Origin of the sequence: Flavobacterium sp. PL02 (assembly GCF_035013205.1) — a bacterium.
Taxonomy (GTDB): domain Bacteria; phylum Bacteroidota; class Bacteroidia; order Flavobacteriales; family Flavobacteriaceae; genus Flavobacterium.
On sequence record NZ_JAYGJP010000003.1, the window covers coordinates 193,948 to 212,955 of the forward strand.

Genomic DNA, 19,008 nt, shown 5'->3' on the forward strand with positions numbered 1-19,008 from the left:
AAAGTATGCAAGGGAGCTTCTAGTTTTTTAGAAGAGCATGCTACTGAATAAATATTTAGAGTGCCATTTGTCTTGTTTTCCTGGACCCCCCATTTAGGAAAGCATTGCAAATGATTAAATAGAAAATACCATGAAAAAACCTACTATTGTAAAAATTACGTTATTTGCTTTGATCTTCTTACAGAGCATTATTTCCTATTCTCAAAATTATAAAAGTTTTGATATTCGCTACAATAATAAAAATTTAAGAGGAGACATTCTCTTGATTGGAAATAGCGTTCTGAATAGGGATTCTAGAAGTTGGTGGGGTGGCGACGGCCCAGAGGTACCCTTTAACGACAGGGATCAGAATAGCAGTTTCGAGATGAAATATGTTAATGTTGATGGAGGTGCTGGTATTTTTAATTCAAGTAAAGCTAAGTTGACCTTGCCTGATGCAGCTTGTTCCAAAATCGTATATGTAGGACTTTACTGGAGTGCAGTTACCAGGGGTACTGAGGCAATAGATAAGGTAAAGTTTAAAATGCCTGGAGGTAGCTATGTCGATATAGATGGTACTGTTATTTATAATGCTAACGGTACTAAAATAGGTACTAGTTTGCCTTATGCATGTTATGCCAATGTAACAGATTATTTTACTAAAACACCTAGGCCTAATCCTCAGGGATATTATTCTGTAGCCAATATTTCTACAGCACAAGGTACAAATAGACCAGCTAATGCTAGTTCTGGAGGTACAGGTTTATCTGCAGGATGGTCACTTTTCTTTGTATATGAAAATGCTACTTTACCAGAAAAAGCGATTACTTCATTTGATGGATTTAGTGCAATTGACGAAAAGAATAATTTAAAAATCGAAATTTCTGGATTTACTACAATTCCAGTGGGTCAGGTAAAGGCAAAATTTGCTTTTTCGGCAATAGAAGGAGATTTAGATATCGGAGGTGATTATTTATCGATTAATGGATTTAAATCCACACCTCAGGAAAGACCACAGGAATCGTTTTATAATGGTAAAAAATGGGTTACTAAAGATAATTTCTTTAACAGTTCGGTTACTTCAATGGGGACTATTCTAAAGGATAGAGATCTCAATAGTTCCAATACGTTAGGATTTGATGCGGGTGTGTTTGAAGTAAAAAATGATCCAACCACTCAATTCCCGGGAGGTTCTGTAATTAAAAATGGAGATACTTCGGCAATCATAAGTTTGGGGAGTGATCAGGATCTCTATTTTTATTATTTTAATGCTTTTGCTGTTGAAATCATTGCACCAAGGATTGTACTTCTTAAAAAGGTTTTTGCAAAAGATGATAATGGTAAGTATTATGATGCGGGAGGTAAGGACATCAGTATCGATAAAGAATTAAAATATGAAATAAGCTTCCAAAACAAAGGAAATGATAATGCTGTAAACTTTACAATTACAGATATTTTGCCTAATAACATTATTTTTAACGATAAAACCGATTTTTTAGATATACCAGATGGAGTAAAGGTAAAATCTTATGATGCGGCCACAAGAACCATAGTATTTGACGTTGCTCCGGAACTTGTTGTAAGTAATAGTGGTACCACTACTCTGACATTTAGAGTAAAGACAGTTAAAGATTGTGATGCTTTAACAGACGCATGCTCAAATGTTATTGATAATACAGCTAATTCAAAATATAACGGAGTTATTAACGATAATACATTTGGAGAAGGAAGTCTTTCCGCAGAGGAAGGTTGTAATGTTGGTAAACCAACAGCAACTAACTTTCTTATTGGTTTAGAGAAATGTAAATTTGAGCAAACGTTATATTTGTGTGGTACAGTTAAACTAAAAGCTGGAGGTGGTTATACTACTTATGTATGGAAAGATCCTAACGGAAATATTTTTGGAGGTAACAACCAAGAAGTTACCGTTACTAAACCAGGTACATACACAGTAGTTACTAGTGCAGCAGCACCATGCAAAGGAATAACTCAAACATTTATTGTTAAGGAATATACTGTAAACATTAATGATAATCCAGTTAATAGTTTTGCGGATAATATTGACCCAACAACTAAATTGCCTTATACTTGTATTAATGATGGTAAGCCATTTCCGAAAATATTCTTATGTGGAAAAAATGCTACAAAACCTATTGACACTAAAATCGAAGGAGCATCAAGTATTGTTTGGCAAGAAACAAAAGATCCAAGACCATCAACACTAGATGATAGTTGTCCTGACGTAACTGCTACAAACTGGACAGAAGTAGCTAAGGGGCCAACTTATACTGCTAATAGAGCAGGTACTTTTAGACTTGTAGTTACTTATAATAATACATGTGAAAACATATATTATTTTAATGTGACTCAAAGTGTAGTAGACCCAACCTTTACAAAGCAAGATATTGTTTGTGATACGAAGGGAAGTATTACCATTACAAATCCAAAACCAAATGATGGATTCGGATACCAATATAGTTTGGATGGCGTAAAACCTTACCAGGATTCAAATGTTTTCGATGATGTTCCAGCAGGAAGATATATCGTTCATATAAAAACAAAAGCAGTAGATAATACATTTGAAAAATGTGAGTATACAGCGGATGTTACAATTATAGAGAAAACTTTTAAAACAAAAATAGATACTACAGATCCAAGTTGTGCAGGAAAAGGAGGAACTATTAAAGCGACTGTTACTGGAGTAGACGGATGGTATCAATTTATTGTTACTGAAGTTGCAACTGGTGATGTAAAAGGCGACTCAGGAAAAATTGTTGCCCCTAAGAATTTTAACCTTTTTGAAGGAATTGCACCAGGTATATATGATGTAGCAATTACTACAAAAGATGGTTGTGTAAAAACAGAAAGAGTTACTATAAATGATAATAAATTAGATGCTAAAGCTAGTATTACAACACCTCTTACTTGTAATGATGGTGTGATTACGGTAGTAGCAACAGGAGGAACGCCTGTCGCAGGATTCCCAGATTTTTATTACTATTATGTTAATGGTGATAAAACTCCTTTAACCGACCCATTAATTCCAATTACAAAAGCAGGAACGTATGATATAGTTGTTATAGATGCTGCGGGATGTAGTGTTACAATCCCTACTATTACAGTTCCAGACTTAGTAAGACCAACTGTTAAAATTGACCAGAAAAACATTAATTGTTACGGAAGTGCTGATGGTGAGATTTCATTTACTTTAACTCCTGCTACTTCAGACTATACCGTATCGTATAGTATTAATGGACTTGCTGGACCATTTAGTACAATTTCTCCAATAAAAAATTTAGCAGCAGGCGATTACGATGTTGTAGTAAAATATACTTATGACAAAGTAGATTGTTTTGATGAATCTGTAAAAATTACAATAACAGCACCAGCAACAAAAGTTACTGCTTCTGCAGGGGTTGCCGAGTTATCTGGTTGTGGACCAACAGGATCTGAAAAACAAGGTAAAGTTAGAATTACAAATGCTCAAGGAGGAATCCCTCCATATAAATATAGTTTTGATGGTATTAATTGGCAAGATTCAAATGAAGCTTACATTAATCCAAGAGCGACACCATATACTTTTTATATTAAAGACAGTTCACCAGCACCAGGTTGTCCTTATGCAATGACTGGAATTATTTTAGAAGAAAAACCTGCAGATCCTACAATTGAGGTATCAACACCAACATTTAATTGTGACGGAAATGCATCAACTACTGTAACAATTACAAATACAGGTGGGGCTAATTATGAGTATGAATATTTACTGAATGGAGTGGTAAATACAAATACTCCGCCAAATGTTTTTGTAAATGTACCACCATCAGTTCCTGGTACACCACACAAAATTGAAGTAAGATATAAATTGATTTCGGCACCAACATTTAGTAATTTATTAAATGAAGATTTTGGTTCTGGACCAGATGAAACTTCGCCTGGAATTAACCCTGCTTTTTGTTGGGAGAGACAAGTTGAAGCAACAAAATGTAATGGAAATAAGTTCTTTGGAAACGGAGAATATACGGTTACCAATTCTTTACGAAATAATCCTTATGACGGATGGCATAACCCTGTTGACCATACAACTGGTACAGCTGCTACTGGAGGCAGGTATTTAGCAGTTGATGCTGGAACAGCTATTCCAAATAATGCAGTTCTTTATAGAAAAACTATTAAAGATATTGTGCCAGATCAGCCAATACAGGTTAGGTTTTTTGCTACTAATTTATTAAAAGTTGGTAATTTTCAGCCAGACGCTTCCCTTACTGTAGAATTGCAAAACAGTGCAGGGAAACCACTATCTTCACAATCTACAGGTGGAATACCAAAAACAGACGGTTGGGTAGAATATAACAGAACAATAAATCCAGGTAGTAATACTACATTAGATTTTGTATTACGACTTGAAGTTTCTCAAGTTGATGGGATAGACTTTGCGGTTGATGATATAGAAGTATATCAATTACCAAAATCATGTTTATCTACCAAAAAATTTGAAGTTATTGTAGATCCGAATAAAAAATTTACTGCAGATGTTAAAGATATTGTCGCAACACAATGTAAAGGAAATAAAGATGGAAGGTTAACAATTATTGCATCTAATTTTGATACTACTAACGGATTTGAATATTTAATAGATGGAGTTCTACCTTGGAAAATTTCTAAATTAGAAGAGACTATTGTTGATGGTTTAGGAGAGGGAGAACATACGGTTAAGGTTCGTTACGATGCAACTTCAGTAGGATGTGATTTTACGCTTAAGCCTACAGTTGGATCACCAGATAAGTTTGAAGTAGAAGCAAAAGCCACTGCTGCTAAGTGTTCTATAGGCGCTACAGTTACTGCATCAGGAAAAGGTGGTACAAAAGACTATACATTTACACTTACAGATTCGGCAACACCACCTAATGTAGTTACTTTCCCATCTACTGGGATATTAACAGACGTTAAACCAGGAACGTATACGGTTTCGGGTAAAGATAAAAATGGTTGTTTAGATGATATAGACATACCTTTGGTTATTGATAAACCAGTTGCTCCAAAAGCAGAAATTGCTAATAATACAGGTTTATGTTTTGATGGAAAAATAGCAACAATAACGGTTAATATTACCGATGGTGTCGCTCCTTATTTCTATCAGGTTAAATATAATACAGGGCTATTAGGTTCAAAAATTCCTATTCCAGCTCCTGCTACTTCATTTACATATGAGGCAAAAGCAACAGGAGATTACACATTTGTAATAACAGATTCTTATGGTTGTGAGGCTACAGTAATTAGCCAAACAATTAATGCTAATCTTACTGCAGATGCCCAAACAGCTACTTCATTAACTTGTATCGATCCAAAAGAAGCTAAGATTGAAGTAACAATTAATGGTGGTACAACTCCATTTAGTTATATAGTTAAAGATAATTTAGGTAACGAAGTATACGCTAGTCCACTACCTATTGCGGGTCCAAAATTTACATATACTACGACTATCGCGGGTAAATATACTTTTGAAATTACCGATAAAAATAAATGTATAACAACTGCAGAGGGTAATGTAGCTTCAATTACAAACCCTACGGTTAAGGCAGAGCAAACAAACATTAGTTGTCATGGATTGTCTGATGGTTCAGTTGTATTAACTGGTTATGACGGAACAGGTGATTACCAGTTTAGTGATAATCCTACAACAGGATTTACAAGCGTATCTACTTTTAATAATTTAACTTTAGGAAAGCATAAATTTTATGTAAAAGATACTAATGGTTGTGTTGGAGAGGTAGAAGTTGATATTACACAACCAGATGTAATAACACCATCAGTATCTATATCTACACCTTATACTTGTGAAACCAAAGCTATAATTACAGCTTCGGCAACAGGTGGAAACGGTACTACTTATACTTACGTATTGAAGATAACCAAAGGTGGAGTTACTACTGTAGTAGCAACAAATAACACAGGTATATTTAAAGATTTAACTACTGGTGGAGCTTATTCAGTTACAATTACTGATAGCAAAGGATGTACTGTTACTGAGGATGCAGGAATTATTCTGGATTTAGTTCCGATTACAGCGATGAATATTACAAATTCAGCTCTTAAATGCCCATCTAATTTAGTAGATGTTACAATTACAAGCGTAACAGGAGGAAAAGCAGCATATGAATATTCTATAACCGCGCCTGCAGGGTCTACAAGAACTTGGCAGCCAGAGAATATATTCAAGGATTTAGCTCCAGGTACTTATACATTTACAGTAAGAGATGCTAACAAATGTACGTTCTCATTCCCGCATACTATTAAAAAATTAATACCAATAGTAATAGAAGAAGAAGTAATAAATAATATTTCTTGTTTAGGAAGTATAGACGGTTCTGCGAAGTTTACTATCAAAGACTTAGGTAATAATGTTCGTTATTCTTATGATATTGACGGAGGAACAGCAGTAACAGGTACAACACCTACTACAGGATCTACTACAATTGTTGTAAATGTTCCTAATTTAGGAGCAGGTGATCATACATTAACGATAACAGATTTAGAAACAAATTGTCAAGTTTCTAAAACTGCTAAAATTTTGGCTCCTGCTGAAAAATTAGAAATAACAAAATTAACTGTAACACCGATGACATGTGATGTTAATGGTAAAGTTGTAGTTGATACTAAAGGAGGTTGGGGAACTAATAAATATACCCTTACACAACCTGATGGAACTGTAGTTGGTCCACAATCAACAAATAGTTTTGATAATTTAACACAAGTTGGAGACTATAAAGTAACTGTAAAAGATTTAAATGGTTGTGAAGTATCAGAAACATTTGAATTGAAAGATAAAGTTAAACCTAAGGCTACAATAGATGTAACTTCAGATTTATGTTATGATAAAACGAATAAAGCAACAATAATTGTTACGCCAGATGTAGTGCCATCGCCTACATACGAATATAAACTTGATAATGGGACTTATCAGCCTACAGGTACTTTTTCTAATTTAGAACCAGGAGATTATATTGTAACAGTTAGAGACAAAGTAACTGGTTGTACATTAGTATTACCATCTCAACATATTGCAAAAGAACTAAGAGCAACTGTAAATTTGGATAAAAGTGCTGATTGTACTACTACTGATCCAGATATAATTATTAAAGGAGAAGTGTTTGACGGTACAGCGCCTTATACTTACACAGTAACTGTAAATGGAGTTGCAGATCCTATTGTTAAAACAATAACAGGAAACAAGTTCTCTTACACAAATAATGTGGCTACAACAGCTACAACAGATACCAAATATGTATTTGTTATAAAAGATAATACAGGTTGTGAAGTAACTTCAACAGTTACTGTAAAACCAAAAACAGACCCACAATTTACAGCAGTAGCCAATTCAACTATTTTATGTAATGGAGAGTCTACAGGTTCAATTACTGTAACTATAGACACTGCTTTTGGGGTAGGACCTTATGTAATAGATGTTTTGAATACAACTACTAATACAAAGTATTTTGAGCAAACTACTGGACTTCCAGCAGGTAATTATACTGTAAAAGTAACTGATTCTAAATCTTGTTTTCTTACTAAAACTGCTATCATTAAAGAACCACTTAAGATTAAATTCGATGCAGAAATAGAAAATATGCAATGTAATGGTGCTGGATTGTCTTATGGTTCTATTTCAGTTAAAAATTTGACAGGAGGTTCCAAAGTTGCAGATGTAGGACCACCTGCCGTATCTGACGGGCCATTTACTTATACATTGACGAATAATGTTGGACAACCTACACAAGTAGCTCCACATGCTATCTCAGATGTAAGGGGTGATCATAAATTCACAATTTTAAGTTTTGGTATTTATGAATTAACTGTTACAGATGCTAATAATTGTTCTGTAACAAAAACAATTAAAATGGCCTCTCCACCAGAAGATATGGACATAACTGTTACTGGTGCACCAGTATCATGTACTACAGCGGAATTATTGGTAACTGTGAAACCTGGTGTTGTTGGAGGTCCATATCATTTTGCACTTTATCCGATTATATCTGGATCAATACCGCCTTATGAGTATGCTAGTAATACTGGATCTTATCAGGACGCTATTAATACAACTGACAATACAAGCCCACAATATCTTCAATCTCTTTTTACAGGATTAAATCCAGGTGTAGTTTATTCATTTATAGTTTATGATGAAGCAACAAACTGTTATTATTTCAAGCAAGCCGAAAAACCAACAGAAACTGCATCGACTTTAAAACCTACAATTTCATCTAAAAATGTTACTTGTATGGGGAACAATGATGGAAAAGTTACGTTTAAACTTACAGATTTTAACACGGTGACAACAGATATTAAATATGAAATTTATAATTCACAAACAAATAAACCATTAGTTCCTGCTATTTTTGAAACTATATCTAAGGCAACAGCTAGTACTGATTATGAGATTCCTGCTTCATTGAAACCAGGTACATATTATATTTTATTTACAGAACTTAATAATTTAGGTGTTGATGTTTGTATAAATGCATCTAAAACTTTCACAATTACTGAATCAGTTACTCCTTTAACATTAGATGCTAGGTCAACTAACAATGCTAATTGTAATCCATTGAAAGGAATTGTCGAAGCTTTTGGAAAAGGAGGAACTACTTTGCCAGCGGTTGTAGCTGTACCAGCAACACCAACTACGCCAGCAATTCCAGCTTCTGCAGCGGTTCCATACTTGTATCAAATTGTTGTTGATAATGGAGCAATAGGTCAGGATCCATTAATAGATGTTCCGCCTACAGCAGATTCTTTCGTTATTCCTACACATACATCAAGCATTTTTAAAGTAGAAGCAGGTAATTACTTGGTTTATGTTCGTGATGCTTATGGTTGTATTGCATATAAAGCAGTAACAGTTGTTAAAGATCCAGAACCAATAATTGATGCAGTTATAGATCCAGCTTTCTGTTCTGCTACCGAAGGTAATTTTGCCATCAAAGTAAATATAACTACACTTGGTGTAGGGCCATATACATACACTTTAAATGGGGGTAACGCTGTTGCGATTACAACAACACCATTATTTACAATAGCTGATTTGACTTCAGGGAAATACAAAATTAAAGTTAAAGACTTGAACGGTTGTACAAGTAATGAAGTAGAATTAGAAATTTTCAAACCGTTAGACCTTAAAGCTAAATTTACCCTAGACCCTGTTTGTGATATTGCAAATGGTACTATTACCGCTGAAGTTTCTGGAGGTGACACCGCTACAGGTCCTGGAAAAGGATTTGAATTTACTTTAAAAAACAAGACTGTAATTCCTACTCCTCTTGATGTAGTACAGCTTAACAATGGAGTTTTCTTAAATCAGGCGGCAGGCAGTTATACGATTATAGTTAAGGATTTAAGTACAAGTTGTACAAAATCTGTAGATGTTGATATTCCGCTTGCTACAAAAGTAGTATTAGCAATTGGTGATATTGTTGTAACATTACCTAATTGTATGACTCCGGCAGGGCAACCAGCTCAAGGAAACGTTAGTAATGGTACAATTAAAGTTAATTTACCAGCAGCTAATAATAACCCAGATTATACATACATACTTACGCCACTTGCTCCGTTAACAGGTCTTCCGAAAACACAACTATCAAATGGTTATTTTACTGGTTTAGTTTCAGGAGATTATAATGTTACAGTAAAATCTGAAAGAGGTTGTGAAGAAACAGTAAAAGTTACTATTGGTATACCTGTTGAAGTTGTTGCTAGTGCAGCTGCGGAGGAATTTAAGTGTTCTACAGGAAATACTCCTAAAACAACAAAAGTAACTGTTACAGGTGCTGGAGGAACAGGAAAATTCACCTATAGTAAAGACAATATTACTTACGGAAATGATAATGAATTTTATGTTGGTGCTGACAAAGCAATTCAAAACGTAACATATTACGTTAAGGACGAAAATGATTGTATCGATAGTGTAACGATTCCAATCGCTCCATTCCCTAGTTTAATTGCTGCGGATGTAACTTTTGGTGCAGATATGGATTGTGAAAACAAGAAACAAGTAATGGATGTAGTTATAAACGGAGGAACAAATACTCCAAAAGAATTTACATACCAAGTATATAAAGATGGAGTTCTTGTTCCAGGAAGTTTAACGACTGTTACAGGTACTACATTTCCTTATGAAGCAGATACTGCAGGTAGTTATTATGAATTCGAAATTTTCGATAATAATACAGGTTGTAGTATAAAATCAGAGATTCAACCAGTTCCATTATTTAATGATCTTAAAGTAACAGCTTTTGCTTCCACTCAAGTAGGATGTAAAACTGATAGCACAGGAAAAATCACTATCGATGTTACCGGATATACTGGAGCATATACTTATGAAGTTTATAACGGAATAAGTGCTGTTCCTGTAGATGCAGGAAATGGAGATACTACTCTAGGTTCAACAATTACTGCTGGGTTACCTGCAGGAAATAATTACACAGTTGTAGTTAAAGAAACGGGATTCCCTAAATGTTCTGAAACATCAACTGCGGTTATAATTACGGAACCTTTATTAGCATTAAGCTTAGGACCAATTACAAATGTGCCACAAAATTGTAAAACTAAAGGTGCACAGGTAACAGTTCCTATTGCATCGGTTATTGGTGGTACACCAGATTATAAATATGCATTTGTAAAATCAGGAGATTCACCAATTGGGAAGTATTTTGATAGCAATACCGCTACACTTGATCCAACTGTGAGCACTAAATGGGATGTTTGGGTTATAGATAAAAATCTATGTTCAGTTATGACAACTGTAGATATTACTGTAGATCCACTTCCATCTGCTATTGTAGCTACACCAGATAGTCAATGTTATGTAGCTGGTGCAGATTATACAATAACAGTTACTGCTAATGGTGTAGGACCATTGAAATATAGTTTAACTAATGTTGATGAAACATTTACGACAAACAATCAATTAACAGTAAAAGGACCAGGTACATACGATGTATATGTAAAAGATGCTAATGGATGTATTACCAAAGCAACTGCTGCATTTACAATTTTGAAACCGTTAGAGTTATCGGCAGAAATTTCAACATACCCAACTTGTAACGGTGGCGACGGTGTTGTTACTCTACAAGGTTTAGGAGGAACAATTCCTGCTAATTATCAATATGCTACAGGAACAGCTACAACACCAAATACATTTAGCGTAACAGCAGTATTCCCAAATTTAACTCCAGGAACTAAGTATTATTTCTGGGTAAAAGATATGGTGACAAATTGTATGGCATCAATTGATTATACAATACCTACAGCAGCAGTTGTTACTATTGTAGATGCTGATTTAACAGCAACTCCTGTTACATGTTTTGATGGAGCTAATGGTACTATAACAGTTACTCTAGATGCAAGTAATAATAACCCTGACTATAAGTTTACTTTAACAGGTGTTGATTATAAAGGCAACGCTGTTGCTAGAGCAGAACAAAAAGAACCTACATTCAGTAATTTACCAGCAGGTAAATATACAGTATCGGTTATGTCGGGTAGAAATTGCCCAGGTTCAGCAAAAGCTGAAATCACACAACCAGCTGTTATATCTATCGATAAAGTAACTGTTACAGAGTTTTTATGTAATCCAGATACAAATGCACCTAAGTCTGCTACGATAGAAGTAATTGCTTCTGGAGGTACTCAGCCGCTTAGTAAATATGTATTTATCAAAAGAGGAGCTACACCGGCAGATGACAGAATTGTTCAGTCTGGAAAAGAGACTAAATATACTTCGTCTGATTTAGCAGGAAGCTCTTATATTATAGAAGTTTATGATAGTAATACTTGTCCAATGACTACTACGGCAACAATTAAGCCTTATGTAGGTATTAAAGATGCTGTTATAGATGTTGACGCTAAAATTACATGTAATGATGGAGAGAACATTAAAGTTACAGTAACCTCTACAGGTGGTATATTACCACTTTTAGAGTATTCTATAACATATCCAGATGGTACAATTAAAACGAATCTAATTGGAGTAAATACTTTTACAAATTTACCAGTAGGGCAATATACAATTACAGTTAAAAATCCTGATACAGGATGTAGTATTGATAGAATTCATAATGTTAATAATCCGAATACTTTCGAGTTAAAAGCAACAAACATTAAGGATCTTACATGTTTTGATTCAGATAATGGAAGCATAGATTTCACTTTAGTAGATTCTAAAGTAATTCCATCTAATCTTCCTAAAGGATTCAAATATGTAATTACTGGCCCAACACCAAGCAATGGTACTAGTGCAAATCTAGGACCACTTACAATTGGTAATTTAAAAGCAGGTTCTTATAAAATAACAGCTACATTAATAGATTCACCATTTTGTGATGTAGATGCTGAGTTTGAAATTAAAAGACCATTGGCAGCATTAGAACTTGATGTACAGCATTCAGAAATTACTTGTGCAGCAGGTAGTAATGATGGAAAAATCATAGCTTCTGCTAAAGGTGGATGGCCAGGAGGATATGAGTTCCAATTGGAATTAAATGGAGCTCCATTAGTTGCTTGGTCTACTCAATCAACGTTCTCTAACTTAGGAGTTGGAAATTACATTGTTAAAGTAAGAGATACTAAGATGTGTGAAGTTCCAAAGCCTTTAGAATTAAAAACACCAGCACCAATTGTAGTTACAGCTAATGTAGCTAAAGCAATGTTAACTTGTTTTGGTGATAATTCAGGAGAAATTACAGTAACTACTACAGGAGGTTCAGGTAAATATTTATATACATTGGTTGCAACATATCCTGATGGAGTTGTAACTAAAAACGGTCCACAACCGAATAATGTATTTACAGGATTAAAAGCAGCTAGTTATGTAGTGATAGTTACAGATAGTTGGACATGTACAGGTACATCTGTGGCAGTAGAAATTAATGAGCCACCAATAGTAAAAGGATCTTTAGCAATTAAAACTAACGAAACTTGTCTTATAGTTCCAGAGTTAACACTTACTGCAACAGGAGGTACAGGACCATATAAGTATAGTACAAATGGAACTGATTATAGTGCGCCGTTTAATTCATCAGTGACAATTGTATTGCCATTTACGACAACAGAAACTAAGTATAAATATTTTGTACAAGATGTATTTGGTTGTACTACCGAAACTGTTAACAGTATTACACCACCGAAAGTTCCAGAACTAGTTTTCACTACTGTTACTGGGTATGATATTCATTGTAAAGGGTCAAGCACAGGTAGTATATATGTTACAGCTGTAGGAGGATTAGGTAACTATGTGTACACATTGTTAGATCCCGCAACAGGGAAAGAAATTAATCCTGTACCAGTACAGAGTAAACCAGGTCAATTTGAGAACCTTGCACAAGGAACTTATATTGTAAAAGTGGATAGTGGCGATTGTAACAATAAGACATTACCAGTTACAATTATAGAACCTACGACAAGTATAACAGCTAATGCCGTTCCTACACATTTAACGTGTAATGCGTCTAAAAACGGTATGATTACAGTTATAGCTTCAGGAGGAACAAGAAAACTTAGATATGCGATTTCGCCAAACTTTAAAGAGTTCTTCGAATCTAATGTTTTTGACAATTTAAAAGCAGGATTCTACCATGTATTAGTACAGGACGAAAACGGATGTGAGTTACCGATTAAAGATATCGAAATAAAAGAACCAGGAATCTTAAGCCCATCTCTAGTACCAAATAGTATATTACCAGAGTTATGTTTTGGAGAGAAAAATGGATCATTTAGTATCGAAATTGTTGGAGGAACTGCTCCTTACAGAGTAAGTTTAGATGACAGAAAAGGTACTTATGCACCAGTTACAGGTACAAACCATCTCTTTACAGGTTTAGTAGGAGGTATACATACTGTTTATGTTTTGGATGCTAACAATTGTACGGCTGAACTAGAAATTCCAATGCCAGAATCAGTTAAACTAGAGCCAACTGCTAAGGTTAATACGGATTGTGTGAATAATGTAGCTGCAAATTTTGTGACTATAACAATTCATGAAAGTGCAAACCCAGCCGATGTAGATTATGCATTAGATGGTAGCACAACGTATCAGGATAGTAACATATTTGTAAATGTTGCTCCAGGAACACATACTGTAACAGCAAGACATACTAATGGTTGTGAGCAAACTACATTACCATTTACGATAGAAGATGTTCAACCATTAACATTAACATTAACCGATGGTGGATTAAATGAAATTGTTGCAACAGCTACAGGTGGTGGTGGAGAATACCAATACACATTAGATGGAGAACCTTATGGATCAGTTAATAAATTCATTATTTACAAAACAGGAACTTACACAGTTGTTGTAACAGATAAAAATGGATGTACAGCTACAGCTACAAGATATGTTCCTTACATCGATGTTTGTATCCCGAACCACTTTACTCCAAATGGAGATGGCATAAACGATACTTGGGCTCCAGGATGTACAGTAAATTATAAAGATTTAACATTCGACATCTTTGACAGATACGGACGTATAATTTGCAAATACAGATTGGGTCAAAAATGGGATGGAAAATACAATGGTGCCGAATTGCCATCTGGTGATTACTGGTACGTATTGAAACTCAATGACAATAAAGATGACAGAGAGTTTGTTGGACATTTCACCCTTTACAGATAACTAATAACAAAGTAATTATGTTATCTAAAATTAAAAATACAATGAAAAAAATTATCATATCATTTCTACTTATGGCTGTAACATCAGGTTACAGCCAGGAGTTAAATTTGCCAGTTTTCACACAATATCTTGCTGATAACCCATTTGTAGTATCTTCAACTTTTGCCGGAATTGGTGATAACTTAAGAATACGTGCCAATGGTTTAACACAATGGGTAGGAGTTAAAGACGCACCCGATAACCAATCGCTTTATGCGGATTTTAGAATCTTAGATCGTTCAGGAGTGGGAATATCGCTTTATAACGATAGTAACGGATATACAAGACAAACAGGAGCCAAAGTATCTTTTGCGCACCACTTAATTCTGGATTACTATTCTAAGCAATACTTATCTTTTGGTATTTCGTATAACATCAATAATTTTAAAATTGATATCAACGAATTTAATCCAACATACGAAATCCCAGCACCAGATCCAAGTGTTACCGATAACAGATTCGTTTCTAACAACAACTTCGATGTAGGTGTTTTGTATCGTAATAAGTCGTTCTATTTAAGTTTTAATGCGAGTAACATCCTTAACAAAGAAATCGACAAATTCGACGGTATAGAGCCTAATTTACTTCGAAACTATCAAGTTTATACAGGATATGTTTTTAAAGGAGCAGAGAACAACCGAATCGAGTTCGAACCATCGGTTTATTATCAATTGTTTGCAAGTGATCAGCGTTCAAGTACCGATTTTAATTTTAAGTTCAGACAATACAATCGTTATGAAGATTATTATTGGATAGGAGTTTCTTATCGTTTCCTAAATGATCAGTTCTTCCAGCCATTAATGGTAGGGCCTATGGCAGGTTTCAAGAAATCAGGTTTTTACTTTGGTTATTCATACCAGGCATCACTTAACCGTATAGGAGCTTACAATTCAGGAACACACGTTGTAACTATAGGATTTGATTTCCTTCAGGCAATTAGTAACTGTCCATGTACACAAAATCCAGTTCACGATTAATAATTAATTAGCCAATTTTTGATTTTTTGTGTTTAATTTAAAATAATTATCAAATTACATCGTTTTCGTTTATGTAAACCCCTGTTTTTTATTTTTATCGAATTTATTACTAAGCTAAAAGTTCTATATTTGTTATTCTTTCAAAAAAAACTAAAAAACTTACCTTAATGAAAACGTTAAAAGATTTTAATTTTAAGAATAAAAAAGCAATCATTCGTGTTGATTTCAATGTGCCATTAGATGAAAATTTTAATGTAACAGATGCAACTCGTATCGAAGCTGCAAAACCTACAATTGATGCAATTTTAGCCCAAGGCGGAAGCGTGATTTTAATGTCACACCTTGGAAGACCAAAAGGAGTTGAAGAAAAATATTCTTTAAAACATATTTTAAAAACAGCTTCAGATATTTTAGGAGTTCCTGTACAGTTTGCTTCAAACTGTGTTGGAGAAGTTGCTAAAGATGCTGCTGCAAATTTAAAACCAGGAGAAGTTTTATTATTAGAAAATTTACGTTTCCATGCCGAAGAAGAAGCTGGAGATGTAGCTTTCGCAAAAGAATTAGCTTCATTAGGAGATATCTATGTAAACGATGCTTTCGGTACAGCACATAGAGCACATGCTTCGACAACAATAATTGCCCAATTTTTTCCTAACGAAAAATGCTTCGGTACATTATTAGCAAAAGAAATAGAAAGCTTAAATAAAGTACTTAAAAATAGTGAAAAACCAGTTACAGCTGTTCTTGGTGGATCTAAAGTTTCTTCGAAAATTACGGTTATCGAAAACATTTTAGATAAAGTTGACCATATGATTATTGGAGGAGGAATGACTTTTACCTTCATTAAAGCACAAGGTGGTAAAGTAGGAAATTCTATTTGTGAAGATGACAAATTAGAACTAGCACTTGAAATTTTGAGATTAGCTAAAGAAAAAGGAGTTCAAATACATATTCCAGTTGATGTTATTGCTGCAGATGATTTCTCAAACACAGCAAACACACAAGTGGTAGATGTATATGCAATTCCTGATGGATGGCAAGGTCTTGATGCAGGTCCTAAATCATTGGAAAACTTTGAGAAAGTAATCATGGAATCAAAAACTATCTTATGGAATGGTCCATTAGGAGTTTTCGAAATGGAATCTTTCGCCAAAGGAACAATCGCTTTAGGAGATTATATCGCTGCTTCTACAGCAAATGGTGCTTTCTCATTAGTAGGAGGAGGAGATTCAGTAGCTGCTGTAAAACAGTTCGGTTTTGAAGATAAAATGAGTTATGTATCTACCGGAGGTGGAGCAATGTTAGAAATGTTAGAAGGTAAAGTTTTACCTGGAATTGCAGCTATTTTGGACTAACTGTCTCATTTTTAACACTTTTTAAAGAATCTTTCATTTTATAGTCCTTAAGTTTGCAAAAATTACGGCATAGAAATTGTAAGAAATATGTCAATTAAATAGATGTTATGATTGTAAAAAATACCACATTATCAGTACTCCTGTTGTCTACAATGGGTTTGTTTGCACAAGAAGTTGCGCAAACAAACCCAGTTGTAAAGCAGGACATTAAGATTTCGTATTTAGATTCAGTTAAAAATTCATTTGTAAAAGACGATTACGCAGTTCGGGTAGACAGTCTTTGGATGAAAGAATTAGTGAGTTTAGACATATACGAAGATTTATCTAAAGATATCCAAACAATTAATACCGATGCAAAGGTAGATTATGAATTGCCAACGGAGTTGTTAAAGCAACGTCTTGAGGCAATGAATGAGAAATCACCCTTTAATATTCAGTATAATCAAGGGTTGGAAAATATCATAAAGTCATTCTTAAAGAATCGTAAAAAATCATTTTCGCGATTAATGGCCTTATCAGAATATTATTTTCCAATGTTCGAAGAAGCATTTGCTAAGCAAAACGTTCCTTTAGAAATTAAATATTTAGCCGTTGTAGAATCAGCTTTAAACCCAAAAGCAGTTTCTAAAATGGGAGCCACAGGACTTTGGCAATTTATGTACCACACTGGTAAACAATATAATCTAAAAATAGATTCGTTTATTGATGAGCGTAGTGATCCATTAAAAGCATCTACAGCAGCTGCAGATTATATGTCAAAAATGTACAAAATTTTTGGCGATTGGGAGCTAGTTTTAGCTTCTTATAACTCAGGTCCAGGAAACGTATCCAAAGCGATTCGTCGTTCAGGAGGAAAACAAACCTATTGGGATATTCGTAGTTACCTTCCTAAAGAAACACAAGGATATGTTCCAGCATTTTTAGCTACAATGTATCTTTACGAATATCATAAAGAACATGGTATTGTTCCAGATAGAGCAGTTGTACAACACTTTCAAACAGATACTATAAGAATTAAAGAAAAGATGAGTTTTAGGCAAATATCTAATTTATTAGATGTTCCCGAAGCACAACTTCAGCTTTTAAATCCATCTTATAAACTGAATGTAGTTCCGTTTTATCAAGACGAAGAGCATTTCTTGAGATTGCCAAAAGATAAAGTGGCTATATTTACTTCAAACGAAGACAAAATTTACGCTTATCTTAATCATGAATCAAGTTCTAAAATAAATAGACTGCAAACATTAATTGCAGCTACAAAATTAGCTTCGCCTAAAACAAACCAAACTGTTGTTTCAAAAACACAAATTTATAAGGTTCGTTCAGGAGATAATTTAGGTTCAATTGCAAGTAAATATGATGTTTCAATTAATCAATTGAAGAAATGGAACAACCTAAAGAGCAATTCAATTGCACTTGGGAAAAGTCTAAAAATTATTTCGGAAAGCAAAATTATCAAGAAAGATATCAATGAAGTAAAATTGGTTCCTGCAGTTGATAAAAAACATACAGAAGAAGCAATTGCTAGTGTTGATGATAAAAAAACAACCGAATCTCAGCCGTCACTTTACGTGGTACAAGCAGGAGATAATTTAAGCACAATCGCTAAGAAATTCAATGTTTCTTTATCAGATTTAAAAGAATGGAACGGTTTGACTCCAGAGAATATGGATATGATTGCTTCAATGAAAAAATTAGTAATTCATTCTAATATTCAAGAACCATCTGAAACTCCAGAAATTATTGTTGTATCAAACAACATTAATACTTTCAAGAAAAAAACAGATGTTGTAAAAAATGTTGGAGTTGATTACTATGTAAAAAAAGGAGATTCGTTATATAGCATTGCAAAAAAATATCCAGGAGTAACTATTTCTGATATTAAAAAATGGAATGATATCGAAAACGGAGCTATTAAACCAGGAATGAAGCTCAAAATAAACGGATAATCAAAAATTGTATATAAATTTGGGTTTTATTTCATAACTTA

At 34.1% G+C, this 19,008-nt stretch carries 4 protein-coding genes; all 4 read left to right on the top strand.

Annotated elements, in window-relative coordinates; translation table 11 throughout:
- The first annotated feature begins 130 nt into the window (after positions 1–130).
- Positions 131–14,647, top strand: coding sequence for a T9SS type B sorting domain-containing protein (locus tag SHI72_RS11870; protein WP_323490077.1), 14,517 nt, complete (start codon positions 131–133; stop codon positions 14,645–14,647).
- Positions 14,648–14,688: 41 nt separating this feature from the next.
- On the top strand, positions 14,689–15,663 hold the full coding sequence (locus SHI72_RS11875; RefSeq protein ID WP_039113825.1) for a type IX secretion system membrane protein PorP/SprF: 975 nt from the start codon (positions 14,689–14,691) through the stop codon (positions 15,661–15,663).
- A gap of 167 nt (positions 15,664–15,830) precedes the next feature.
- The gene (locus SHI72_RS11880) at positions 15,831–17,018 is read left to right on the top strand and encodes a phosphoglycerate kinase (RefSeq protein ID WP_039118447.1); all 1,188 of its coding nucleotides are present in this window, start codon (positions 15,831–15,833) and stop codon (positions 17,016–17,018) included.
- 107 nt (positions 17,019–17,125) lie between these two features.
- Entirely contained in the window at positions 17,126–18,967 is a 1,842-nt protein-coding gene (locus tag SHI72_RS11885) for a LysM peptidoglycan-binding domain-containing protein (RefSeq protein ID WP_323490078.1), read from the top strand.
- The last annotated feature ends 41 nt before the right edge of the window (positions 18,968–19,008 follow it).

Bases quoted from the DNA above. Each gene is read 5' to 3' on its own strand.
- SHI72_RS11885 (WP_323490078.1), top strand. From the start codon at position 17,126: ATGATTGTAAAAAATACCACATTATCAGTACTCCTGTTGTCTACAATG.
- SHI72_RS11870 (WP_323490077.1), top strand. From the start codon at position 131: ATGAAAAAACCTACTATTGTAAAAATTACGTTATTTGCTTTGATCTTC.
- SHI72_RS11880 (WP_039118447.1), top strand. From the start codon at position 15,831: ATGAAAACGTTAAAAGATTTTAATTTTAAGAATAAAAAAGCAATCATT.
- SHI72_RS11875 (WP_039113825.1), top strand. From the start codon at position 14,689: ATGAAAAAAATTATCATATCATTTCTACTTATGGCTGTAACATCAGGT.